The sequence below is a fragment of the Methylobacter sp. S3L5C genome, from assembly GCF_022788635.1.
In the GTDB taxonomy this organism is placed as follows: Bacteria; Pseudomonadota; Gammaproteobacteria; order Methylococcales; family Methylomonadaceae; genus Methylobacter_C.
The window spans coordinates 1,463,306-1,486,886 of sequence record NZ_CP076024.1; the positions used below are offsets into that span (position 1 = coordinate 1,463,306).

Below are 23,581 nucleotides of genomic sequence, written 5' to 3' on the forward strand. Positions count from 1 at the left end.
TGAGTGAACTAACTATAATAAAAGGACAGCTGAATGACCGAGATAATTGAAGTACCGAGTCCTTTTTGCGGTATTGGGACGGATGACCTGACCATCAAGGTTGATGGTGTATTGCTGAAAGTAATTGACAATGGTTGTGCGGTTAATACGCCTGCATTTGAACAGCCAATTACCGATATCAGTGCCAGGGTTGATGGCAAAGAAGTCAGTCTGGATATTGCCATTGCTAGAGCCGCAGCGATATTAAAAGACACCAGTCTACCTGTGATTGGTGGTTGTGCAACCGATGTTAACGGCATGCGAGGCTTGTTGGCCTTGGCGGATCGTTGTGGTGCCGTGGTTGATCATATCAATTTTACCGATGCCCGTAATAACTTTTTGGCGCTGCAAGATTCTGGCTGGATGAATACCACGCTGGCAGAAGTTAAAAATCGTTGTGATTGTTTGCTGGTTGTTGGTACGGATTTGGAAGCCTTTGCGCCACGCTTTTTTGAGCATTATTTGTGGAATAAAGAATCCATGTTTTTGGATGATACCAGTCATCGTGAAGTAATTTATTTAGGTACAGCGCCTTCGGGTGATGCATCAACCTCGCCAAAGGGTAAAAAAGCTCTGGTTTTTGAATGTGCCACTGAAGATTTGCCGGAAGTGGTTGCCGTATTGAGAGCATTGGTAAAAGGTCAATTGATCGGTGCTACAGCGGTTTGTGGTATAGCGGTTACTGATTTGCAAACGATTGCCGACAAATTAATCGCCGCCAAATATGGCGTAGTGATCTGGGCGGCGGGTGCTTTGGCTTATGCGCAAGCGGAATTAACCGTGCAGATGCTGTCAGAAATGGTTAAGGATGTTAATAATCAAGATACGCGCTGTTCCGGCTTGCCGTTAGGTGGCAAAGAGGGTGATCAAACAGCTAATCAGGTGTGCGGATGGACAACAGGTTTCCCGGTTCGCACCCGTTTTAGTTCCGGCTATCCTGAATATGATCCGTTTTTAAACGACACCAACGTGTTATTGGCAAACGGCGAAGCAGATGCTTTGGTTTGGGTACATGCCTTTAACGTTAAGGCGCTGCCACCGGTAACGGCTGTGCCGACTATTGTGGTTGGTCGCTCAGGCATGACGTTCGCTACAGAACCGGATGTTTTTATTCCCGTGGGCACACCGGGTATTGATCATGTCGGTCATGCCTATCGTATGGATAATGTAGTCGCCATTCGTTTAAAGAAATTACGTGATTCCGGTTTGCCCAGTACTGCTCAAGTACTGAATGCCATTGAACAAGCTTTGCAGGTAAGATAATGTTTATAAAGTTAACAGGTGGAACTGTCTATGATCCCGCAAGCGGAGTTGATGGTCAGCAGCAAGATATTTACATACAAGACGGACGTATTGTTAAAAAACCGACTGAAGATGTTAAGGTCGATAAAGAATATGATTTAAAAGGTAAGGTCGTCATGTCTGGCGCGATTGATATGCACACGCATATTGGTGGCGGTAAGGGTAACATTGCCCGAACCTTGTTACCGGAAGATCATCGCAATGATCCGGTGCATCGCAGTGATATTACCCGTTCCGGCTGTGGTCATGCCATGCCCAGTAGCTTTGTTACCGGCTATCGTTATGCGGAAATGGGTTATACCGCCGGATTTGAGCCGGCTGTACTGCCAATTAACGCACGTCAGGCACATATGGAAATGGCGGATATCCCTATTCTGGATAAAGGCGGTTATGTCATGATGGGCAGTGATGATTATTTACTGCGCATGCTGACTGCCAAAAAAGACCAGAAAGCCATTAATGACTATGTGGCTTGGACAATGCACGCGGCTAAAGCTATCGGCGTTAAAGTCGTTAATCCCGGTGGTATTAGTGCGTTTAAATTTAACCAGCGCAAGCTGGATCTGGATGAGCAAAACGCACATTATGGCGTAACGCCGCGAGATATTTTGCGCGTATTGGCAACAGCGGTTAAAGAAATTGGTGTTACCCATCCTTTACATGTTCATGGCTGTAATTTGGGTGTACCGGGTAATATGCAAACGACGCTGGATACCATTCAGGGTATTGGCGGCCTGCCGATGCATTTAACGCATATTCAGTTCCATAGTTATGGCACCGAAGGCGATTTCAAATTTTCTTCCGGCGTTGCCGAGATTGCCGAAGCCATCAACAGAAATAAAAATATCACCATTGACGTGGGCCAAATCCTGTTTGGTCAAACGGTTACGGCATCCGGTGACAGCATGCGTCAACATGCCAATCATAAACATGGCAGCCCCAATAAATGGGTGACGATGGATATTGAATGTGATGCCGGTTGCGGTGTTGTCCCTTTTAAATATAAAGATAAAAATTTTGTTAATGCCTTGCAATGGGCGATTGGTCTGGAAACCTTTTTACTGGTTGATGATCCATGGCGCATTTTCCTGACTACTGACCACCCGAATGGCGCGCCGTTTACCAGTTATCCGCATTTGATCCGTTTGTTAATGGACAGAAGTTTCCGTAATGAGGTGTTATCAACCATTCATCCTGAAGCACAAAAAATGACCACACTGGCCTCCATTGAACGTGAATACACGCTACAGGAAATTGCCATTATGACTCGTGCCGGAGCGGCTAAATTGATTGGTTTAAAAGATCGTGGTGGTTTAAGTGCCGGTAACTGGGCTGATATTACCATTTACACCGATAATAATGACCGTCAAAAAATGTTTGAAAAACCCGATTATGTGTTTAAAGATGGTCAATTAGTCGTGGTTGATGGCAAGGTCGTTTCTACCAAATGGGGCACAACGCATGTGGTTAAGCCTGATTTTGACCCCTCGGTAGAAAAAGGTTTAAAAGATTATTTCGATCGTTTTCTGACCATGAAACTGGGTAACTTTAAAATGAGTGATGATGAAATCACTGAGGATGGACGCGGTAGTATAACCGTGCATCCATTGAATGGAGATGTCGCATGATTATTAACGGCGTAACTATAGACGCAACGTTTGCCGAAGCGTTTCCAATGAAAGCCACCCGCGCCATTATCACTGCGCAAAACGCAAAATGGGCGCTGATTTCAGCGCAGGCGATGACCGGTTTTGCTACTTCAGTAATTGCTTGTGGTTGCGAAGGCAGCATAGAGCGTATTTTAGATCCGTCAGAAACGCCTGATGGTCGTCCCGGTGTATCGGTTATGATATTTGCCATGGGTGGCAAAGGCCTGGCCAAGCAACTGGAAACACGGGCAGGACAGTGCGTATTAACCTCCCCTACTGCGGCGTTATTTGCCGGCATTGATGGTGGTATCAGAATTCCTTTGGGTAAAAACCTGCGTTATTTTGGCGACGGCTTTCAGGTATCCAAACAAATTAGTGGTAAACGTTACTGGCGAATTCCGGTGATGGATGGCGAGTTTTTAGCGGAAGCGACCACCGGTCAAGTCGATGCGATTGGTGGCGGTAACTTTTTAGTGTTGGCGGAATCACAACCGCAAGCGCTGGCCGCCTGTGAAGCTGCTATTGAAGAAATGCGTAAAATTCCCAATGTGATTATGCCTTTTCCTGGCGGCGTCGTGCGTTCAGGATCTAAAGTCGGATCAAAATATAAAACTTTGGGTGCATCAACCAACGATGCATTCTGCCCGACTTTAAAAGGCATGACCAAAACCGAATTGTCACCCGAGATTGAATCAGTCATGGAAATTGTTATTGATGGCTTAACCAAGGAAGACATCTCCAAAGCCATGCGGGTTGGCATTCAAGCCATCTGTGATTTGGGTGCAGCTAATGGCATTAAGCGTATTAGTGCCGGTAATTATGGTGGCAAGCTGGGGCCGTTTCACTTTCATTTACAGGAGATTATGGCATGAGCGCTTTAACTTTTACGTTAAAACACAGAACAGCACAACGTGTTGATATGTCGCCGCTGGTGTGTCACCTTTTGAAAGAGTTGGCAGTCGCTGATATTGCGGCTTTAACGTTGCAAAGCGGCAAGCGCAAGTTGCGTGTTGATGAATTATTCACCATTGACGGTTCTGATACACAAAATATCATTATTAAAAACAGCGTTGATAATCTTGATTTTATTGGTAAAGAACTTGATGGTGGCTGCATAAGTGTCAGTGGCGATGCCGGTGCTTATTTAGGATTTGGTATGAAAGCCGGCGAGCTTAAAGTATCGGGTAATGCCGGACTTTATGCCGCTTGTGAAATGAAAAAAGGTTATCTTGAGATTGCCGGTAATACGGGTGATTTTTTAGGTGCGGCACTGCCCGGCAATAAAATGGGCATGAAAGGTGGTACTGTTCTGGTTAAAGGTAATGCGGGTGAACGGGTTGGTGACCACATGCGTCGTGGTAATATCCTGATCGAAGGTAATGCCGGAGATTATTGCGGTTCACGGATGACGGCAGGAACCATTGCGGTTATGGGGCAAACAGGGCGGTATTTAGGCTATGCGATGCACCGGGGTACTTTGTTGTTATGGAACCAACCGCAGTTGTCAGCCAGTTTTAATGATTGCGGCGCTCATACGTTGGCATTTTTACCTATTTTATTTGCGTCATTTAAGTCGTTGAACTCAAGGTTTGCTGATGCATCAAGTGCATTCAATCGTGTCCAGCGTTACGCAGGTGATATGTCGGAAACGGGCCATGGTGAAGTGTTGGTCAGAATAATTTAACTTAACGTTATGGGGTTTGCTTTAGACAAAGTTGTGCCGTGGGGACGTTCTTACGATGAATACCTGGCCATGTTTGCTCTTACTGAAGTTGATTTAGGGCTTTCTATTCTTGGTTGTGGCGATGGCCCGGCTGGATTTAACGCCGAACTGACCAAGCGGGGAGGGCGTATAGTTTCAGTTGATCCGCTCTATGTTTTTGATGCATTACAGATTAACAAGCGCATCTTGGAAACCCGCGAAACGGTAATGCTTCAAATATGTAAGAATCGGAACGACTACCTTTGGAATACTATCGCTTCTATTGAAGAACTGGAGCATGTTCGCATGTCGGCAATGGCTACATTCCTTGCTGACTACGAAAATGGAAAGAACAGCGAGAGATATATTAATGGAGAGTTACCGGTGTTACCTTTTGAAAATGGAAAGTTCGATCTTGCTTTGTCATCTCATTTCTTGTTTCTCTATAGCATGCACATGTCCGCCGAGTTTCATCTTCAAGCGCTTCAAGAAATGTTACGTGTCGCTCGCGAAGTAAGAATATTTCCATTGCTTACCCTTGATGGTACTTATTCGCCGCACTTGGATTTTGTGACTGAAAGCCTTGCTAACCAAGGTTATCGTATTGAAATAAAAACTGTTTTATATGAGTTTCAAAAGGGTGGTAATGAAATGCTGATTATTCAATCTGGCTGTGATGGCGACGGGAATATAAATTAGCGGTCAGCCTAAAATGTCACGATGAGTATGGAAATAAAAAAATAATGGGGAGATACAGTTTTCTATAAAAAAAGAGGTTTTTTTTATAGAAAACTGTATCTCCCACCTGCGCCGTTATGTACTTTCGTCCTTGAACCGGAAGTTCAAGTGGGGACTTAACCGGTAAATCAGGCTTTCCGTATAAAACGGACATGCGCACCAGTAACGGAAGTCGTCCCCGGGGTAAATACAGGTTCAGGAAACACCCAGCACACTCTCGAACGCTGCAGGAGATACAGGGTAATATTCTAGCGGTTTTCTAAAACATTTTCTATCTTTTGGCTTAATTTATTCAGGCATTCATTTAACTTTTGATTGAGTTGGTTATTCTGATTTTTCACTAACTCTAGTTCATGAGCCAAGTTAAGCGCTGCCATAACTGCAATTCTGTCCGGGCCATTTATTTTGCCGGAGTCGCGCATTTTACGCATTTGCATATCAAGCTTTTGAGCGGAATGAACAAGAGCATCCTGTTCTTCAGGATCGCAGGCAATTCTGTATTCTTTGGCCATAATCATCAGTGATATTGGCTGGGGTTTGTTATTCATGAGCCAAGCTCCATAGCTTTTAGTCGGTTAATCATTGCTTCTACTCGGGTTTTGGCTAACGTGGTCTTTTCCAGTAATTGCGCTTTTTCCTGAGCCAAGGTTTCTTGTTTAATTTTCAGGGAACTGTTTTCATCTTTTACATGCTGATAGTTGTCGATGAGCCTATCCAGTTTATCTTCGAAATCTTTTATTTCTAAAGGTAGAGAGTTGTCTGTCATGTTGGTAACTAAAGTTATTGCCAGTAATCGGGTGCTTATAAGAGTTTTTTGGGTAGCAACGAGTGACTTTTACTACGCAGAGTTACTCGCTCAGCAAGTTAAAGTGAACAAATATTAACCGGGTTAATTATCAATGGTAGCATAAGGTATATTTTTTTTTTAGTGATAGTGAAATTATTATGTCTTATAGCGCGTGTAACTCAATAATTGTACAAAGTGATGCCGAGCTTTCAGCTGCTGAAGCCCATGGCTTGGCGACCGGCTTGTTATGCATCAATGATCAGGCGGATAGCGCCTATTGGTTGGCCGAGTTGTTGCAGGATAGCGATTCTGTGAATGATGAAAATCAATACATGCTAGTAAGATTGTTTGAGGAAACACGGCGCTTATTGGGAAGTGACGAGTTTGAGTTTGACCTGTTTCTGCCGGAAGATGATATCTCGTTGGTCGAGCAGGCTGAAGCATTAAAAAGCTGGTGCAGGGGATTTCTGTTTGGTATTGGCTCAGGGGCATCAGGCGCAAAATGGCCTAAAGAGGCTCGTGATATACTTAAAGATATTGCCGAATTTACCAAACTTGATGCCAATGCAGAAGGTGAGGAAGATGAGCAGGCTTTTATGGAAATTACTGAATATTTGAGGTCGGCTGTATTATTACTCCGCGATGAGTTGGGTAACCATAGCCGCGACAATGATGATATTGACGATGACTTTATTGATTAGGTGGCGAACAATATGAAACAAAGTGAGTTTAAAAAACGACGCAAGCAATTAATGCAAAGCGTTGGTAAAGGTAATATTGCCTTGATAGGTAGTGCTTCAATGCACACGCGCAATCGGGATGTAGATTTTCCATTTCGGCAGGACAGCGATTTTTATTATTTAACCGGTTTTAATGAGCCGGACGCTCTGGCTGTATTTATCCCTGGACGCGAAAAAGGCGAATACATTTTATTTTGCCGTGAATTTGATGAAAAGAAGGCCTTATGGGAGGGCGCACATTCAGGGTTGGAAGGAGCAACAGCGCATTATGAGGCGGATGATTCTTTTCCGATAGATGATTTGGATGATATCTTACCGGGTTTGTTGGAAAACAAAACGAAAGTTTTTTATCCGATGGGACATGATCTGGAGTTGGATAATAGCTTGCTGGAATGGATCAATCATATCCGCAGTCAGTCCAGAAGCGGTGTTGTGGCACCTGCAGAGTTGGTTTGTTTGGACGTTATTTTGCATGAGATGCGCCTGTTTAAAAGTGCTGCCGAATTAAAGCTAATGCGTCGTGCGGCAGAGGTTTCGGCAAATGCTCATGTTAAAGCCATGCAGGTCTGCAAAGCCGGAATGTATGAATATCAGATAGAAGCTGAAATGATTTATCATTTTATCCAAAATGGTTTGCGTGCCGTGGCTTATCCCTCAATTGTTGCCGGTGGCAAAAATGCCTGTACGCTCCATTACACTGAAAATGCTTCCAAATTAAAAAGCGGTGACTTACTGCTGATTGATGCCGGCGCAGAATGCGACCATTATGCCGCCGATATTACCCGTACCTTTCCAATTTCCGGGCGTTTTAGCGAGCCGCAAAAACAACTGTATCAGCTGGTTTTAGATGCACAGGCGGCGGCACTTGAACAAATCAAGCCGGGAGTGCCCTGGAATATGGCGCATGAGGCTTCAGTTGAAACCATTACGAAAGGATTGGTTTCTTTAGGCCTGCTTAAAGGCAAGTTGAAAAAACTGATTAAAGATGAAAAATATAAGTTATTTTATATGCATCGCATCGGTCACTGGCTGGGAATGGATGTGCATGATGTGGGTAATTATAAAATTGACCAGGAATGGCGATTGTTGGAAGCCGGTATGGTTTTAACCGTAGAACCTGGCTTGTATATTCCTGCTGATTGTAAATCCGTTGATGAAAAATGGCGGGGTATCGGTATTCGTATTGAGGATGATATTTTGGTTACCGCTCAAGGTTATGAAGTATTAACCAGTAGTGTACCCAAAGAGATAGCAGAAATTGAAGCATTAATGCAGGCAATCTAATGCAACAGAATTATGATTTGGTGATTGTTGGCGGTGGTTTGGCAGGTAATTGCCTGGCGTTGTCATTAAAAGATACCGGCTTGAGGATTGCTATTGTTGAGGCCAATACGCCCGAACAATTACAGGCTTCTTCTGCAGGTGACCGGGCTTTGGCTTTAGCGGCAGGTACTGTTATGGTGCTCAATACCTTGGGTATTTGGCAGGGTATTAGTCATGCAGCTACCCCGATACAGCATATTCATATCTCTGATCGTGGTCATTTTGGTAAAACGCGCCTGTCGGCACAAAAAGAACACGTAGATGCCTTGGGATATGTGATTAGTGCGCGGGATCTTGAGGCGTACGTTGCCAATCTGGTCGCTGAGTCGAGTATAGAGCTGATTTCTCCTGCGCGTGTGGTGGGTTTGATGTCTGGCGATAACGAGGTCTGCATCAGTTTAAAGCAGGGTAATGATTCATTAACCCTATCAGCCCGGTTATTGGTCGGTGCTGACGGCGGTTTGTCATCAGTTAGGCAGTTGTTGGATATCGCTCAGCAGACCACGGAGTATGGTCAAACGGCGTTGGTTACTACGGTAAAATCAACACTCCCTAATAAAAATACCGCCTTTGAGCGCTTTACGGCTTCCGGGCCGTTAGCCTTGTTGCCAATCGCAAAAAATGAATGTGCAGTCGTCTGGACGCGCACGAATGAGGATGCTAACGCCTTGATGTTGGGGAGTGAGGCAGATTTTCTGGCCGAGTTGCAACACTGTTTTGGCTTTAAGTTGGGTCAATTTAGCTTAACAGCACCCAGACGCGCTTTTCCGTTATCATTAATTCGTGCAGAAAAAATGGTTGCCGGTCGGGCGGTGATTATAGGTAATGCCGTACATCAGTTACATCCTGTTGCAGGGCAGGGCTTTAACTTAGGACTACGGGACGTTGTACAATTGGCTGAAATGCTGGTTAATCAGCATGAACAAAATCAAGATATTGGTGCGGCTGATTTTTTAAAAGACTATGCACTATCCAGAAAAAAAGATCATGACCGGACAATTGGCTTTACTGATACGGTAGTAAAGATTTTCTCCAATGAGTGGTTGGCACTGGCAGTGGTTAGAAATATCGGCTTGGCATTACTTGATCATATTCCCGCTGCAAAAACTCTGCTAACGCGCCATGCCATGGGTCTTGCCGGGCTTACACCGTCTGAGTAACCGGTTACTCAATAAATAACATGTCCTCGTAGGATGGCTGAACGTAGTGAAGCGCATCGCTCAATTACCGTTGATGCGCTTCACTGTTGCTTGAGCATATCCTACAAATGTGCTGGTTTACTATTGCGTCTTGACCAGGGCATTATGCCTTGTAATAAGCTACTTGGCTTTTTTGGGTTCAGCGGCTGTTTTTGGTTCGGCAACGGCGGCAGGTTCCGCAGTGGGTGTGTCACTGAGCAAGATGTCTTTTTTGTTTTTTGCGAGGGTTTTTTCACCGATACCTTTTACGTTGGTTAATTCTTCAGCTGTTTTGAACAAGCCTTTTTCGGTTCGATATTTTACGATAGCTTCCGCTTTTTTCATGCCAATGCCTGACAGGGCATCCGAGATGGTCTTTGCGTCTGCGGTGTTAACGTTAACGGGTGTGGCAAAGGCATTGAAGGTAAATAAAGTTAATAACAACAGCAGTAGTTTTTTCATGATTGTTCCCCTAAGAAAATTAAGTTGCCAAGAATAATTCTGTTACTGCAAAAAGGCATAAAATAATCTTTTTGGAAGCAAAGTCAAGTGCTTTTTTGGGGGTTTTATTTTGTTATATCTGTATGTAATCAGTTTCTTACGGGATATCAGTGTAACTTATCATTAAGCACCGGTTGGCATAAAGCCGTCCACATCTACCTTGCGTTTAAAAAGCCTTATTTCGTCTTATGGGGTTCCTGGATAAGGGGCGCTGTTACGCATTATTGGCAATAACAATCGCCCGCTTTGGCGCCGGAAGGCCTTCGCAGGTTAACTCGGGGTTTTCTGGGTCAAGAAAATCCTTGAGGGAGTGAAACTGCATCCATTCGGTGCTGCGCTGTTCTTCAATACTGGTTGGCGTAACATCAATCAGGCGAATATTTTTAAAACCACAGCGTTTTAGCCAGCTTATCAAAGTTTCACAGGTAGGTAAAAACCAGACATTACGCATTTTGGCATAACGATCTTCGGGTAATAATACTTCCCCTAATCCGCCATCAATAACCAGTGTTTCCAAGACCAGTTCACCGCCGGGTTTAAGGCAGTCTTTTAATTCCATCAGATGATCAATAGGCGAACGGCGATGGTAAAGCACGCCCATGGAAAAGACCGTATCAAACAGCTTTAAACCATAGGGCAGCTCTTCTATACCTAAGGGCAATACATAGATCGGTGCTTCGCCATGCAGTTTTCTAATCAATTGAAACTGCATGACATTAAGTAGCAAGGGGTCTATACCAACCACCATTTTTGCTCCGGCACCTAGCATACGCCAGCAGTGATAGCCATTGCCACAGCCTACATCCAGTACAAGTCGATGGTTAAGCGGTGTAATGTGGTTTTTTAGCCGGTCCCATTTCCAGTCTGAGCGCCATTCAGTATCAATGTTAATACCAAACAAGTTGTAGGGACCTTTACGCCACGGATGTAATGATCTGAGCAGTTGTTCAAGCTGCATTCTGTCAGCTTCAGACAGATCATTTGCCTGGCCTGTTTGTATGGCATCAGCATTCAGTAAACGGTGCGTGGTGGGGAACTCAGGCAGGTTCTTGATTGCAGACTGCCATTGCGATAACGTGCCGTGTTTATTGGTATTAAACGCACTGGTAATCTGTCCGGGTAACAGATTGACCCACGCATCGGCTTTTGCATCCAGTAAAATATTGTATAGCGGTTGATAATCAATCATTTAAAAGTTATTTGTAGCATGGTTAAGCGTAAAGAGGGCTAACATTGGAAGCAGGTACTGCTTGATTGAGGATGTAACTGTGGCGGTTTTAAAAATATAAACCAACCCTGACGCTTGATGTCAGGATTGGTTATTGCTATTAAAACTTACGAATTTTTAGCTGCAAGCGCTTCGGTATTACGTTTTGCCAACGAATCAATAACAGCGGTTAATGATCCCTTGGTTTGAATTTCGTTGGAAAAAGTCGTGCGGTAGTTAGTTACCAGGCTCACGCCTTCAATCATAATATCGTAGGCTTTCCAATCGCCGTTAGTTAGGAACATGCGGTAATTAACGGCAACAGGCTGAAGGCCGGGTTGTAATACTTCTGTTTTTACGATAACTTTTGCCGCGTCACCTTCCATTTCAATGGGCAAATACCGGATAGACCAGTCTTTAAACTCGACAAAGGCACGAGAATAGGTTCTTACCAACAATGTTTGAAATTCCTTTTTAAAATGATTGCGCTCGTCAGGTGTTGCTGTTCTCCAGTGTTTACCCAACACTAATGAAGAAATTCTGTCGAAATCGGTATGTGGTAAGATAGCTTCATTAACAAAATGTGCGACTTTTGCAAAATCCTTAATGAAAGATTTATCCTGCATTTTTTGCTGTAATTTTGACGACGCACTTTCTATGGCTTGTTGTGGAGGTAGTAAATCTGCTGCCATCACTTGAGTAACGGGCATTAACGCTATCAATGCTGCAAAAAAACCAAATAACAGGTAGGGTTTAATGTTCATAAAGTCCTCTAAAATTAATCTAGTGTAGGGTTGTTATATTTTTCAAATATCAGTGGGTAGTTTCCCTGATACAATAAAATTTTTGATCTGTTGATCAGACAGGCCGTTGATTGAGACCCGAGATTTTAACTTTTTCTAAATCCAGGAGTATGGACAAGATGACATATAATAACATCAATTTTCCTCATACACGCATGAGAAGAATGCGTTATAACGATTTTTCCCGGCGCTTAATGCGCGAAAATCGTTTGTCTGTTGATGACTTGATTTACCCAATGTTTGTGACTGAAGGCACAAACAGGCAAGAACCTATTTTATCCATGCCAGGTGTAGAACGATTTTCCCTGGATTTACTGCTTGCACAAGCCGATGAAATTAATACTTTGGGCATTCCTGCCATCGCACTGTTTCCGGTGACACCCGCCAATAAAAAATCAGCGGATGCCGCCGAAGCTTATAACCCTGACGGATTAGCCCAGCGCAGCGTAAGGGCGTTAAAAAAAGCTTTTCCTGATCTGGGTATTATTACCGATGTTGCTCTTGATCCTTTTACCTCACACGGACAGGATGGACTGATCGATCAGGATGGTTATGTTATCAATGATGCGACTATCGAGGTTTTGGTCAAACAAGCCTTATCTCATGCTGAAGCGGGGGCTGATATTATTGCGCCTTCAGATATGATGGACGGCCGTATTGGTGCCATAAGACAAGCGCTGGAAGCGCAGAACCATATCAACACCTTAATACTTGCCTATTCTGCCAAATATGCCTCCAGCTTTTATGGGCCGTTTAGAGATGCGGTAGGCTCTGCCGGAAATCTGGGTAAAAGTAATAAATACAGTTACCAGATGGATCCTGCCAATTCTGATGAAGCCATGCGCGAAATCCAACTGGATTTACAGGAAGGTGCCGATATGGTCATGGTTAAACCTGGAATGCCTTATCTGGATATTATTCGCCGGGTAAAGGAACAATATGGTGTTCCGACTTTTGCTTATCAGGTTAGCGGCGAATACGCCATGATAAAAGCTGCATCCATCAATGGCTGGCTGGATGAAAAGGCTGTTGTTATGGAATCTTTGCTGGCTTTTAAAAGAGCCGGTAGCGATGGTATTCTGACTTATTATGCCAAGTCTGTTGCTCAGTGGTTGCAGGAGTAATATTTAAGCGCAGTAGCTTTTTACCATATTTTTTCATGACGATTAGCTGTATTTTTATTAATCGTTTATTTTTCCTGATAGATAAAGTAGAGCCTATGACATGCTAGAAGACGAAGACAGCGTAGCCCAAAGACGTTTTTATACCGAAGAACCTATTTTAATTTTACTGATTATCCTGTCCCTAGTTGGTGTGCGCATAACCGACTATTCGCCTATAGACGGCTATGCGTACTGGATGATTATGGTTTTTGTGTTTGCTTTTTTTTCAATAATTATTGGATGGTTGCAATCAAGGCAGCGTATCACTGATTTTAAGAAAATATTACGAGAACAATCCATTCATTGGTTTACGTCTTTGCTGGTAGTGGAAGGTGTCTCTTTATTACAAAAAACGGATCACATGACGCGAGAAAATGCTGCGTTGGTTATTATGATGGTTTTGGCACAGTCAACCATTCTTGACGGGTTGCGAGTCGGTTGGCGTTTTAGTGTGGTCGGTGTTTTTCTGGGAGTGTCCGCCATTATTGCCGCACACTGGCAACATTTTTTCTGGATTGAATTATTTATCGCCATATTAATTGTTGCAGGAACAATCATGGTGCAATCCTGGCTGGAAAAAAGAGTAAAAGCAGCATGAGGATAGTCGATCACTATGCTGTCTTTGGTCATCCGATTAAACACAGTAAATCGCCACGTATTCATAAGATTTTTGCCGAACAAACCGGACAGACGCTTGACTATAAGGCACAAGACGTGCCCGCTGACCAGTTTTCTGCGGCTGTGGCAGCTTTTTTTGCTAATGGCGGGAAGGGCTTAAATTGCACCATTCCGCTGAAAGAACTCGCCTGGGCTTATGCGGATGTTAAAACAGAACGCGCTTGTCTGGCCAAAGCGGTTAACACCTTGGCGTTACAGGCGGATGGCTCTCTTCTTGGTGATAATACCGATGGCATTGGCTTGGTGACTGATTTAATCAGTAATCATGGCATTACTTTGGCAGGTAGCAGAATCCTGATTTTGGGGGCAGGTGGGGCAAGCAGAGGGATCATCGCTCCTCTTCTTGAACAATCGGTACATTCCATGGTTATTGCGAATCGCACTGTTGATAAAGCCATTAATCTGGCCGGCGAATTTAGTACCAAAGGTTTAATTACCGGCTGTGGTTTTAGTGATTTAAACGGCCGGCAATTTGATTTAATTATAAATGCCACCTCAACCAGTTTGAGTGGTCAATTACCGCCCCTGCCGGAAGCCTTACTCGCCAAAAATGGCATCTGTTATGATCTTGCCTACAGTAACGAACCAACAGTTTTTGTACAGTGGGGACAGCAAAATCAGGCGCTAAAAAGTCTCGATGGTTTGGGCATGCTGGTAGAGCAGGCGGCAGAAGCCTTTTTTATCTGGCGAGGCATTCGCCCCAAAACCCGACCGGTTATTGAGCTGCTTAATAAAGAACGAAAGCTGTAAAAAAGCGGTTTTTCAAAGTTATGCTTTTTCCTGCTTCAAATATTCATTTTTTAAATGCACATACTGTTGTGCCGAATACTCCAAAAATTCTTTTTCGGATTCTTTTAAAGGTCTTGCCTGTTTGGCTGGAGAGCCAACATATAAATAGCCGCTTTCCAGTCTCTTTCCTGGTGGAACCAAAGAGCCTGCACCCAGCATGACATAATCTTCGAGAACCACATCATCCATAATGATTGCACCTATGCCAATCAGGCAATAATCGCCGATGGTACAAGCATGTACTACGGCTCTATGGCCAATAGTGACACCTTTGCCGATAGTTAACGGATGACCTTGAGGTGAAAACTTGCCGGCATGAGAGACATGCAAGACACAGCCATCCTGAACATTACTGCCGGCACCAATTTTGATGCTTTCAACATCGCCTCTGATGACGGTTGCAGGCCATATGGATACATCACTGCCCAGCGTAACATCGCCAATAACAACGGCACTGTCATCGATATAAACAGACTCACCAATGATGGGCTCTTTATCATTAAATTTTCTGATTGACACAATACACGGCCTTATTTTTTAACATGGACTCGAAAAAATGGGATACTGATATAAAAGGTGGATTTAACTTCGAAGTGCAAGCGTTAAGCATAAACAGCTACCCGGACGCTTGACTATATTATGAAGCGATAAATTACCTAAGTCACTCACTCTGATTTTTAAGCCATCTCATGACTGTCATACAAGGAAACGGCTTTGTTGCCGAAATAATTCGATCTCCCAAAAGAAAAACCTCAGCCATAAAAATACAAAAAGGTCAGGTATTTGTTATGGTTCCCGAGCGATTAAGTATGGCTGTCATTGAATATTTAGTCACTGAAAAGACTCGTTGGATAAAAGAAAAGCTGGCGCTACATCAGGAAATTTTTGCCATAAAACCGAAAGAGTTTGTATCCGGTGAAGCTTTTTCTTATCTGGGCAAACAACATCGGTTAACTATTGAAACCGGACTTTATCCGACTATTACACAGCACAGTGACGAACTGGTGGTTTCAGTCAGGGATAAAGCTGCCGATAATAGCAAGGCAATCAGGCAGATGCTGATTAAGTGGTACAAGCAGCAAGCCGAATCCGGGTTGCGACAAAAGACGGAGAGCTACTCCAGAATTATTGGCGTTAAGCCATCATCCGTTATTATTAAAGCGTTTAAATCCAGATGGGGGAGTTGTAATGCCAGCGGAGGCATTCAATACAACTGGAAAATTATTATCGCACCGGATTCGGTTATTAATTATGTCGTTGTTCATGAGTTATGCCACATCCTTCACCATAACCATTCGCCCTTATTCTGGAAAACCGTTGAAAGGTATTGTCATGATTACCGGGACTGTAGTGCCTGGTTAAAAATTAATGGTGCCCGTCTGGAGATTTAAGCAGGGCACGCCCAGCTAGCCCTGGATAATCATAGTTTAGCTTTTGGGTTAAACGATGTTAAGGCGATTATCAGAAAAATAATCAGCAGTATTGGCCAGAAAAAGGGTACAACAATGGCAATCCCCAGCAAGCCTATAAAGGCGGCCGTCATAAACAAAAACATGCCAACACCTAAAAACAATAACACGATTAGCACCCCCGTAATTAACATGATCACTAAAGCTGACGGGATAGCCGCAAAATGCAGCAACGGACTGGCAACCGGGGCACCGTTTACCATCAGGCTAAATTGGCCGACATCAGGGTGAAATAAATAGCTGAATATCGCAATGATCAGTCCCACTATAAATACTTTTGTCATCAGTTTGGTTTTACCTTGGTGTTCCATAAATTACCTCTCTTACGAAGATTGGCTGGTTTTTTAAAAAAATTAAACAGTAAGTCCTTGAAACTTTACTGTGATTGAACTCTCCCCTCACATAGGCCTTTTATCCATAAACAACTTATCAGGCATATTTATAAGTGTATAAAATTGAGATGATAAATAAAAATGCCAGCCATGCCGCGCCAAACAAGACAGAACGGTTTCTTGCCAAAGCAATGGCATAAGTGGCTTTTAACAAGTTATTACTACCGCTTGCCAATATCACGGCAGAGACCAGAGCCGAGTCCGAGACAATAAACTTACCGCTGAGTAATGATAGAATAAATGGATCAATATCAGTAAAACCGACAATGATAGCCATATATTTAAGGCCGTGGCTACCATAATTACTGGTTACATACTGCGTGATAAAGGCAAACAGCATAAACAATAATGCAAATAAAATAGCGGTTGATAGCTCCAGAGGATGCTTTACTTCAGTGGTTTCGTGTAATATCGGCGCATGATTTCTAACGGTTAACAAGCCAAAAACTGCCAATGCAGAAATAAAAATAATAACTATGAAGGGCGCGAGTAATTGCATCGCCACACTTTTGTCAAACACAAAAATAATCGCCAATAAGCGCATGTACATCATGATTGTCGCAATAATAAGCGCTGACGATACTTTTCGTCCTGAGGTGCTATCAAGACTATGGGCCTGACGTCCGATAACAACAGTCGCAGCCGTGCTGGAATAAAGTCCGCCTAATAGTCCGGTAATCAACAGGCTGCGACTTTTAAAAAAATAACTGTTGATCAGGTAACTTAAGTAAGAAAAACCGGAGACGATAATCACGGCAAGCCATACCCGGTAGTAAGTAACCGGCAGCATCGGCGCGATGGCTTGGTCAGGCAGTAACGGCAAAATAACGCCGGAAATAATAAGAAATTTGGCCAATGTAGCTATTTCTTCATTAGCCAGTTGATCGGAAAAATGATGAATCAGCGTTTTTTCGCTTAATATCAAAATGAGTACGACAATAAAAAGTACCAGAAACCAACCGGGAAACAGACTGGTGATAGGCCCTATTAAATAAATTAATAGGGCAAACAGAGTACTGAATAGTGAAAATTGTTTCGTTGCCGAGAGTCGCCAGTAAAAAACCAATAGCAAAGCACCCAGCAGCAATAAGCCGGCCGCAAATAATAATCGGCTGGGGTCCATGGTATAGAGGATAAAACCCAACACACCAATCAGTACAAAAGTACGGGTACTACCAAAATGTAATTTGTAGTTATTAGCGTGATGGTAGCTGCGAAACTCAAGGCCGACGACAAAAGAGAAACCCACGGTCATGATAAATTGTAATAACAGCGGTGGAATGCCGCGATAAAACTCCATTAACATGAGGGGCTTGAGGGTTCTGTGCTTAGCCGATTGATGGATTCACCGGCTATTTTGGTGACATAAAACAGTACGGTTAATAACACGATGACGCCTAGTGCCAATAGTGGGTAAGAGACACTACTCTGTTTTGTTGAGCCACTGACCAAGCCGGCCAGATGTTTAGTGGTATAGCCCATATACACCAAACTGCAATTGTAAATCAGGATGCCGCTGGTTGCGGACAGGTAAGTCCAAAATCTGACTTGGGTGACTGCCAGCGCATAACTTAACATGGCAAACGGCAACGGTGTTAGTCGCAGAAGAAACATTAGCTTAAATGGCTGACTGTTAATTGCGCTATCCAGAGCGGCCAAGTGTTGGTGTTTGGAAATAAAACTAATAACCCGGTCTTTAATTAAATAGCGACCCAGAAAAAAAATAAGCGCAGAAGCCAGATAGGTCGCTATCGCCATATACAATTCGGCAGTTCCCAATGAAAATAATAAACCTGCGGCAAAGCAGAGAGTATCGACCGAGACAAAAACCGGTGTCAACAACACAAATAAAACAATAAAACCAAGTGGCGCAAAAGCGCCGAGCTGCTCAATCTTTAATTCCAGATCAGGAAGATAAAGCTCCAGTTCATGGCCAATGACCACAATAACGGCGGCAAGCGCCAGAATGACTGACAGTTTCTTGGTGATGGACAGATCTTTAAGATGCATTATGTTGTTTTTCCTTGAGAAAACGGGCTACCAACCAAGGTCGCACGTAAAAAATAATATAGCAGTGCTTTAACATATATTGCATAGGTATCTACACAGTTCGTCATCCCATTGGCAGGGAGAGCGAAGCGAGGGTTGGCCGGGATCCAGATGCCATGGATGGTAATATTGAATTATGCAAGCCATGTTTTAGCTATATCAAGCTACTTTTTATCGAATTTTTCACATCCCTGTGTCCTGAATTCCGGCAATCCCTGCCGGAATGACGGCGATATGATTTGTGTAGACACCTATGGATATAGTAAGGGCGTGCCGTGCATGCCAGAGAGTATAAGTTTTAATACCCATAAAGGCGCGCGCAGTAAGCCCGGCTATTACTGGCTATCTTTGTAGCGCAGGCTGATATTGACTATTGACCAGCCGCCTAAAAACAGATTAATACCAAAAAACAGGCCTAATAACCATTCCGCTGTTCCGGGCCAGCCTAGCCAAATGATTAGTGCCAAAATTAACGCCGTTACCCCGCTAAAAAATACCCAGCCCCAGTGTTTTAAGGGTCGCATCATTAGCGCGAAAGAAATCTTGGCAATACCTTCCAGAGTAAAAAAGAGTGCCATCAACAGGGTTAAGGTGAGCACCCCGCCTAACGGTTTTGCCAGAAATAGATAACCGATGACCAGTTGTAACAAGCCCATAAACAGCCATAAGCCGGAACCCGGCATACGTATAAAAAACAACGCCCGGGTCAGAAGAAATATACCTCCAAGCACAAGAATCCAGCCTAACGAGACGACTATGGCTACAGTAAAAAAATACGGGATTAAAATGGCAATAGCGCCCAAGATAATAAGGAAAACACCTTCTGCAAAAAATAATTTCCAATGGCTCTGGAAGTAATGGTCCATTTGCTTTTTTAGCTGTTTTATTTCAATAGTGCTGGTTTCTATTTCGGTCATGGCGTTTCCTCATAACAGGTTGAGTAATTTGTCGGTGTCGCGAGTTTTCAGACATTTTTTAAAGCGTATCAGTGGTTTTCAGCTTGTTTACGGAATATACAAGCTGAAAGACTTACCCTTATAAAAAGTCACCGGGTATTATATATCGATATAAGGAAAATTACGCACTGGCAAACAGTCTGGCTATTTTCATACCGATTACCAATCGGTATAACTAATTTATCGATAGTGGTGCAAGGAGTTAGGGCAAAGTAAAGCGGCTATAGATTTTTAGCTAAAATAAAATGGATATTGACAGGTAATATTCCTTCAAGATATTAAGGATTATTATTTGTACCGACGTAAAACGATGTTCTTGCCTGGCATAATGGAGCAATAAGCGCTGCCACTTAAAACACGACTTTATTATCCACTAGAGTCTTACGACGAAAAAAAACTGCCCTATCCGTTTAGTTACCTTTAACACTAACATCCAACACCTTACTCCATTGTCCTACCTGTTCATCGTGCAGGCGGTAAATGCCACGATATTTCCAAAGTGCCACGGTATCGAATGGAGGCAAGGGGGTGGTGTCCTCAAAGCTGGGTGACATTTTAATGGTTAGCAAACTAAAGGTACCGGTACCATAATCCGCTTCCAGTTCCAGGGCGTCAGTGCCATTATGTTGCCAATGCAAAATCGGATGTCCGCCTTTAAAGGTAACGGTTAGTTCCGGTTGCAAGGTGGCATGATCCGGGCCGGGGCTTTGTGGGGCAATGATATGCAAGGCTTTACCAATCGCTTCAGTATAATTTTTATGTTTTTTAATACGCACAATCAAGGCACCGATAAAGCCGATAACATCACCATAAGGTACCGATGTCGGCGCAGTAGTAATCACCAGAGGCGCAGGTATATTAACCACTGTACTTTTTGGGCCATCTCGGAGCACCCGTTTAAAGGCATGAATACCATCGGTGTAATTTTGCGCCGCGTCTTCCAACTTAAGGCAATAATCGAACCAATCAAACCCTACCTTTACTTGTGCCAAATCAGCGGCACTGATTTCCAAAATAGTGGCATAGATCGTTAACTGGCTATTTAGATGTTGTAGAAGTGCTCGTTTACCGGCATCGGTAGTAGGAATAGTGGGTGTCTTGGTCATGATGGCAATCCTCATTGAACAGAAAATAAGTGTCTAGTTAAATTATCCGCCGCTAGATAATGCACTGTCTACAAGGTAAAAGGCAATATTTTTTTTAAGAACCGGGATATTTTAGGTAAATAGTGCCAATTTCCAACTAAATGCCGCCAGACTCAGGATGTGGTTAGTGCCAAGCACGTTAAAACCCCCGGGATTTACATGAAGAAATCAGGGATTCACGTGAAGAATCCCGGGATTTACGTGAAGAATTCCGGGATTTACATGAAGAAATCCGGGATTCACGTGAAGAAATCCGGGATTCACGTGAAGAAATCCGGGATTCACGTGAAGAAATCCGGGATTCACGTGAAGAAATCCGGGATTTACATGAAGAATGCCGGCATCCACATAAAAAAATCAGGTATTTACGTCAAAAAACCCGCTAGTTACATCCGGGTTAGTTATTGCCAAAACGTAGGTGGCGCTATTTGAGGTAAGCTATAAATTACAACGCTATTGGTTTTAATAAGGCATTTACACCTTGATCTGATATGGGCTTTACAAGTTCATTAATGATAATCGATGACTTTGTAAATTTATTGGATGGCTTTTACGGCGATACAGTAGCAAGCCGTTTACGCAAGAGTGCAGGCAATGGTAGTTTTTGCCCATAAAAAAAGCCGCGCCGGAATATCCGGTGCGGCTTGATAGAGCACTATCAAAAGAAGTTGTTATCGTGGCTTGGGTTAATGAAGAACCCAAGTCGCTATAACCAATAAGCGTGGACTTGTGATAGTGATCAGGGTATTACCAATCCAGCTGAATACGGGTTTCAACCATATCCAAATCGGCTTTATTAAAGGCTTTTGATGTTGTGTTGGCAACGTTAGCTGTACTGATGTCCAATGCGTGAAGATAGTTAGCCATAACCCGAACATGTGAGTTTGGATACCAGTTAAGACCAGCTTTAAGGGTTGATGCGCGTCCACCGTTAATCCCGCCACCATTCAAATTCATATAGTCGTAACCACCGGCAACTTCCCATGCTCCCCAACCGCCTTTCAAATCAAAGTTGCGAGTGGGTTTAATACGATCCCATGAGGCAGTTTTAGATTTATAATTGCGTGACTCACCGGTTAAAAAGTAAGTCGTATAACCGTAGAAACCGTTCATGGAGGCGTTGTCATAACCGCGACCTGAAACATCGGTTTGTATATATTCACCTTGCGCTGAAAACGGTCCGTAAATCAGCGCAGATTCTGCGCCAAAGCGGGTAAGGGTATTAGCTTGCTTACCTGTTGAATCATTGCCTGAAGTCAAATTACCGGTGTTTAATATAGCGGTACGATCCACGTTGGCACCAACACCGTTGGCGAAAATAACGCCGCCGTTACTATAATTACCATTACCAAGGTAATTATTGTTGATGCTGATATACGATCCGGAAGTACCCACATGCAAGAATTTGGTTTTACTTGCCATCCACGGGGTACCTGCTATACGGGTATTAAATTCCCAACTGGTATCACCACCACCGCCACTACGGTTGACACCACCGTTATTGTTAAGACTACTTCCGGTACTTGTTCCAAGTCCATTACTGCCGTAAGCGCTATTGTAACCACCGATACCTTCGGTTTGTAAGGATGATGCAATCAGCCAGCGATCAGCCGAGTAGTTTGCACCAATACCGACTTTATAAGTATTGAGGTTATCGACTAACGTATTGACAACCATGTTACGTTCTATGAACGTCAGGTAACGGTTGCTGGTTGCTTCTTCCATGCTGAACGGTTCTTTAAAGGCACCTGCTTTAATTGAAAACGGTTTGGAAAAATTATAACGAATGTAAGCATCGGTAATGCCGCCCGCATTTAAACCATTGCCTCGGGTAAAATCGTATTCAAATTTATAGTCGGTTGCTTTAAAAAAAGTACCTTCAATGCCCAAACGGGCACGACGCAGGGTTGCGCCATTATCTAATTCGGCTGGCACGCCTAATTGATTTGGAGGTGAGCCGGCTGGGGCAGTGTTTAAATAACCCACAGGCAGTTGCTGATTAACATTGGACTGTGAATCCACTTGCAAGCGACCGTTAATGCCCGCTGTGAAATTACCATCTCGGGTTGCAAAATGGATACCATCATCAAGTTTAACGGTAACGGCATCCGGTTTTGTTGCTTCTGCGGCATGCTCAGACAACGCTTTAATTTCGTTGGTTTTTAATTCCAAATCTTGTTTAATGGCGGTTAGTTCGGCAGCTTGTGCTGCTGGTGCCGTTTTAACTGGCGCATCATCCACTTTTTGAAAAGAACCCATGAGTTCACGACCACGACCTGGTTCAGCATAAATTTGCTTGGTTTTGGTATCGACATAAAGCTCCATAGCAAAAGCGCTGAATGACACACTTGCGCCTAATGTTGTTGCAATCGCCAAAGTTAGTTTAGAAAATTTCATCTATTACACTCGAAGGATTAAAAAATAATGAGGCAAGGATAATAGGGAAATGTGACAGTTTTATGACAGCGGCATTATATTTTTGTTACAAAGCAACAAATAATAAGTCAAGTTACTTTTAAAAAAACATAAATAATAAATGGTTTTTGTTTCTTGTTGTTTTTTAACGATAAAAAGCCCCTTGTTTCGTTCGTTTTTTAACAACAAAAAGTTTATGTTTTATGTTTTATTGTTAATTAAATTTGAGGGAATTTTAAAATAAGCATATTTTTTGTACAATTTTGGCGTCATAGATAACGCAAAGGCGTCAATGATAAGGTGTAGTTTTGTCTATTTTGGATGTTCTAATGCCAACATGATTGCTTTTGTCGATTAAAAATCAGTTTTAATTACTATTTTAGAATGGTAAATTTAGCGGATAAAATCATTGCCTGTTAATTATGACATTAATGCATTCTATGCAATGACTATAGTTTTGTCATGGATATATATGGAGTGGATGCGAGTCTTTTGGTGCAGGCGAGGCGAATCTATATTTGAAGAACTTTATAGTTGCTCGATGGGAGTAAGCTCT

Annotated in this window: 25 protein-coding genes and 1 other RNA gene; 13 read left to right on the forward strand and 13 right to left on the reverse strand. The window is 43.2% G+C overall.

The features are described from left to right. Positions 1-33: 33 nt before the first annotated feature. The 5 genes from KKZ03_RS06780 to KKZ03_RS06800 are packed head-to-tail and all read left to right on the forward strand — an operon-like array spanning position 34 to position 5,391. Positions 34-1,302: a formylmethanofuran dehydrogenase subunit B gene (locus KKZ03_RS06780; protein WP_243220760.1), complete on the forward strand. Its 1,269-nt coding sequence runs from the start codon at positions 34-36 to the stop codon at positions 1,300-1,302. Then, positions 1,302-2,969 carry a formylmethanofuran dehydrogenase subunit A gene (locus KKZ03_RS06785; RefSeq protein ID WP_243220761.1) on the forward strand — a complete coding sequence of 556 codons (1,668 nt, stop codon included), beginning with the start codon at positions 1,302-1,304 and terminating at the stop codon, positions 2,967-2,969. Before KKZ03_RS06780 ends, KKZ03_RS06785 begins: the two co-directional genes overlap by 1 nt. Further along, positions 2,966-3,862 carry a formylmethanofuran--tetrahydromethanopterin N-formyltransferase gene (gene fhcD, locus KKZ03_RS06790; protein ID WP_243220762.1) on the forward strand — a complete coding sequence of 299 codons (897 nt, stop codon included), beginning with the start codon at positions 2,966-2,968 and terminating at the stop codon, positions 3,860-3,862. The genes KKZ03_RS06785 and fhcD overlap by 4 nt, the downstream gene beginning before the upstream one ends. After that, positions 3,859-4,674: a formylmethanofuran dehydrogenase subunit C gene (locus tag KKZ03_RS06795; RefSeq protein ID WP_243220763.1), complete on the forward strand. Its 816-nt coding sequence runs from the start codon at positions 3,859-3,861 to the stop codon at positions 4,672-4,674. The genes fhcD and KKZ03_RS06795 overlap by 4 nt, the downstream gene beginning before the upstream one ends. Positions 4,675-4,683: 9 nt before the next feature. Continuing rightward, positions 4,684-5,391 carry a class I SAM-dependent methyltransferase gene (locus tag KKZ03_RS06800; protein ID WP_243220764.1) on the forward strand — a complete coding sequence of 236 codons (708 nt, stop codon included), beginning with the start codon at positions 4,684-4,686 and terminating at the stop codon, positions 5,389-5,391. 95 nt (positions 5,392-5,486) lie between these two features. On the opposite strand, the gene ssrS is transcribed toward KKZ03_RS06800, so the two are convergent. The 3 genes from ssrS to KKZ03_RS06815 form a co-directional block, all read right to left on the reverse strand. After that, a non-coding RNA gene (ssrS, locus tag KKZ03_RS06805) (6S RNA) lies at positions 5,487-5,666 on the reverse strand. Positions 5,667-5,678: 12 nt separating this feature from the next. Next, the gene (locus KKZ03_RS06810) at positions 5,679-5,978 is read right to left on the reverse strand and encodes a cell division protein ZapA (protein ID WP_243220765.1); all 300 of its coding nucleotides are present in this window, start codon (positions 5,976-5,978) and stop codon (positions 5,679-5,681) included. After that, positions 5,975-6,196, reverse strand: a complete 222-nt coding sequence (locus KKZ03_RS06815; protein WP_243220766.1) for a TIGR02449 family protein — start codon at positions 6,194-6,196, stop codon at positions 5,975-5,977. Before KKZ03_RS06815 ends, KKZ03_RS06810 begins: the two co-directional genes overlap by 4 nt. A gap of 179 nt (positions 6,197-6,375) precedes the next feature. Between KKZ03_RS06815 and KKZ03_RS06820 the strand changes: the two genes are divergently transcribed. From KKZ03_RS06820 to ubiH, 3 genes are read left to right on the forward strand one after another with little or no spacing between them, the layout of a single operon-like run. Beyond that, positions 6,376-6,918 (forward strand): UPF0149 family protein, encoded by a 543-nt coding sequence (locus tag KKZ03_RS06820; RefSeq protein ID WP_243220767.1) that lies wholly within the window; start codon positions 6,376-6,378, stop codon positions 6,916-6,918. A 12-nt stretch (positions 6,919-6,930) separates the two neighbouring features. Continuing rightward, complete coding sequence (gene pepP / locus KKZ03_RS06825; protein ID WP_243220768.1) at positions 6,931-8,241, forward strand: Xaa-Pro aminopeptidase; 1,311 nt, start codon at positions 6,931-6,933, stop codon at positions 8,239-8,241. Continuing rightward, positions 8,241-9,440: a 2-octaprenyl-6-methoxyphenyl hydroxylase gene (gene ubiH / locus KKZ03_RS06830; RefSeq protein ID WP_243220769.1), complete on the forward strand. Its 1,200-nt coding sequence runs from the start codon at positions 8,241-8,243 to the stop codon at positions 9,438-9,440. The genes pepP and ubiH overlap by 1 nt, the downstream gene beginning before the upstream one ends. A 159-nt stretch (positions 9,441-9,599) precedes the next feature. On the opposite strand, the gene KKZ03_RS06835 is transcribed toward ubiH, so the two are convergent. The 3 genes from KKZ03_RS06835 to KKZ03_RS06845 all read right to left on the reverse strand — a co-directional run bounded on the left by KKZ03_RS06835 (position 9,600) and on the right by KKZ03_RS06845 (position 11,930). After that, positions 9,600-9,920 carry a helix-hairpin-helix domain-containing protein gene (locus tag KKZ03_RS06835; protein WP_243220770.1) on the reverse strand — a complete coding sequence of 107 codons (321 nt, stop codon included), beginning with the start codon at positions 9,918-9,920 and terminating at the stop codon, positions 9,600-9,602. A 253-nt stretch (positions 9,921-10,173) separates the two neighbouring features. After that, entirely contained in the window at positions 10,174-11,148 is a 975-nt protein-coding gene (cmoB, locus tag KKZ03_RS06840) for a tRNA 5-methoxyuridine(34)/uridine 5-oxyacetic acid(34) synthase CmoB (protein WP_243220771.1), read from the reverse strand. A gap of 146 nt (positions 11,149-11,294) precedes the next feature. Continuing rightward, entirely contained in the window at positions 11,295-11,930 is a 636-nt protein-coding gene (locus KKZ03_RS06845) for a phospholipid-binding protein MlaC (RefSeq protein WP_243220772.1), read from the reverse strand. A 158-nt stretch (positions 11,931-12,088) separates the two neighbouring features. Here KKZ03_RS06845 and hemB point away from each other — a divergent pair, with 158 nt between their 5' ends. The 3 genes from hemB to aroE all read left to right on the forward strand — a co-directional run bounded on the left by hemB (position 12,089) and on the right by aroE (position 14,560). Next, entirely contained in the window at positions 12,089-13,093 is a 1,005-nt protein-coding gene (gene hemB / locus KKZ03_RS06850) for a porphobilinogen synthase (protein WP_371744868.1), read from the forward strand. Positions 13,094-13,193: 100 nt separating this feature from the next. Beyond that, on the forward strand, positions 13,194-13,730 hold the full coding sequence (locus KKZ03_RS06855) for a hypothetical protein (RefSeq protein WP_243220774.1): 537 nt from the start codon (positions 13,194-13,196) through the stop codon (positions 13,728-13,730). Further along, positions 13,727-14,560, forward strand: a complete 834-nt coding sequence (gene aroE / locus KKZ03_RS06860; protein WP_243220775.1) for a shikimate dehydrogenase — start codon at positions 13,727-13,729, stop codon at positions 14,558-14,560. Before KKZ03_RS06855 ends, aroE begins: the two co-directional genes overlap by 4 nt. Before the next feature lie 18 nt (positions 14,561-14,578). Here aroE and KKZ03_RS06865 read toward each other — a convergent pair whose 3' ends face one another. Beyond that, positions 14,579-15,118, reverse strand: a complete 540-nt coding sequence (locus KKZ03_RS06865) for a gamma carbonic anhydrase family protein (RefSeq protein ID WP_243220776.1) — start codon at positions 15,116-15,118, stop codon at positions 14,579-14,581. Between the two features lie 170 nt (positions 15,119-15,288). Here KKZ03_RS06865 and KKZ03_RS06870 point away from each other — a divergent pair, with 170 nt between their 5' ends. Next, a complete protein-coding gene (locus tag KKZ03_RS06870) occupies positions 15,289-15,990 on the forward strand; it encodes a M48 family metallopeptidase (protein WP_243220777.1) in 702 nt (233 codons plus the stop codon). 29 nt (positions 15,991-16,019) lie between these two features. Here the strand turns inward: KKZ03_RS06870 and KKZ03_RS06875 are convergent, their stop codons facing one another. The 5 genes from KKZ03_RS06875 to KKZ03_RS06895 all read right to left on the reverse strand — a co-directional run bounded on the left by KKZ03_RS06875 (position 16,020) and on the right by KKZ03_RS06895 (position 20,571). Then, positions 16,020-16,379, reverse strand: a complete 360-nt coding sequence (locus KKZ03_RS06875) for a hypothetical protein (RefSeq protein WP_243220778.1) — start codon at positions 16,377-16,379, stop codon at positions 16,020-16,022. Positions 16,380-16,497: 118 nt separating this feature from the next. After that, entirely contained in the window at positions 16,498-17,766 is a 1,269-nt protein-coding gene (locus tag KKZ03_RS06880; protein WP_243220779.1) for a DUF4010 domain-containing protein, read from the reverse strand. Beyond that, positions 17,760-18,470 (reverse strand): TVP38/TMEM64 family protein, encoded by a 711-nt coding sequence (locus tag KKZ03_RS06885; protein WP_243220780.1) that lies wholly within the window; start codon positions 18,468-18,470, stop codon positions 17,760-17,762. Before KKZ03_RS06885 ends, KKZ03_RS06880 begins: the two co-directional genes overlap by 7 nt. 374 nt (positions 18,471-18,844) lie before the next feature. Beyond that, complete coding sequence (locus tag KKZ03_RS06890) at positions 18,845-19,426, reverse strand: HdeD family acid-resistance protein (protein ID WP_243220781.1); 582 nt, start codon at positions 19,424-19,426, stop codon at positions 18,845-18,847. A 449-nt stretch (positions 19,427-19,875) separates the two neighbouring features. Further along, a complete protein-coding gene (locus KKZ03_RS06895; protein WP_243220782.1) occupies positions 19,876-20,571 on the reverse strand; it encodes a hypothetical protein in 696 nt (231 codons plus the stop codon). 198 nt (positions 20,572-20,769) lie between these two features. On the opposite strand from KKZ03_RS06895, the gene KKZ03_RS06900 reads away from it, so the two are divergent. After that, positions 20,770-21,042: a hypothetical protein gene (locus KKZ03_RS06900; protein ID WP_243220783.1), complete on the forward strand. Its 273-nt coding sequence runs from the start codon at positions 20,770-20,772 to the stop codon at positions 21,040-21,042. Between the two features lie 315 nt (positions 21,043-21,357). Here KKZ03_RS06900 and KKZ03_RS06905 read toward each other — a convergent pair whose 3' ends face one another. Further along, entirely contained in the window at positions 21,358-23,007 is a 1,650-nt protein-coding gene (locus KKZ03_RS06905) for an OprO/OprP family phosphate-selective porin (RefSeq protein ID WP_243220784.1), read from the reverse strand. Between the last annotated feature and the right edge of the window lie 574 nt (positions 23,008-23,581).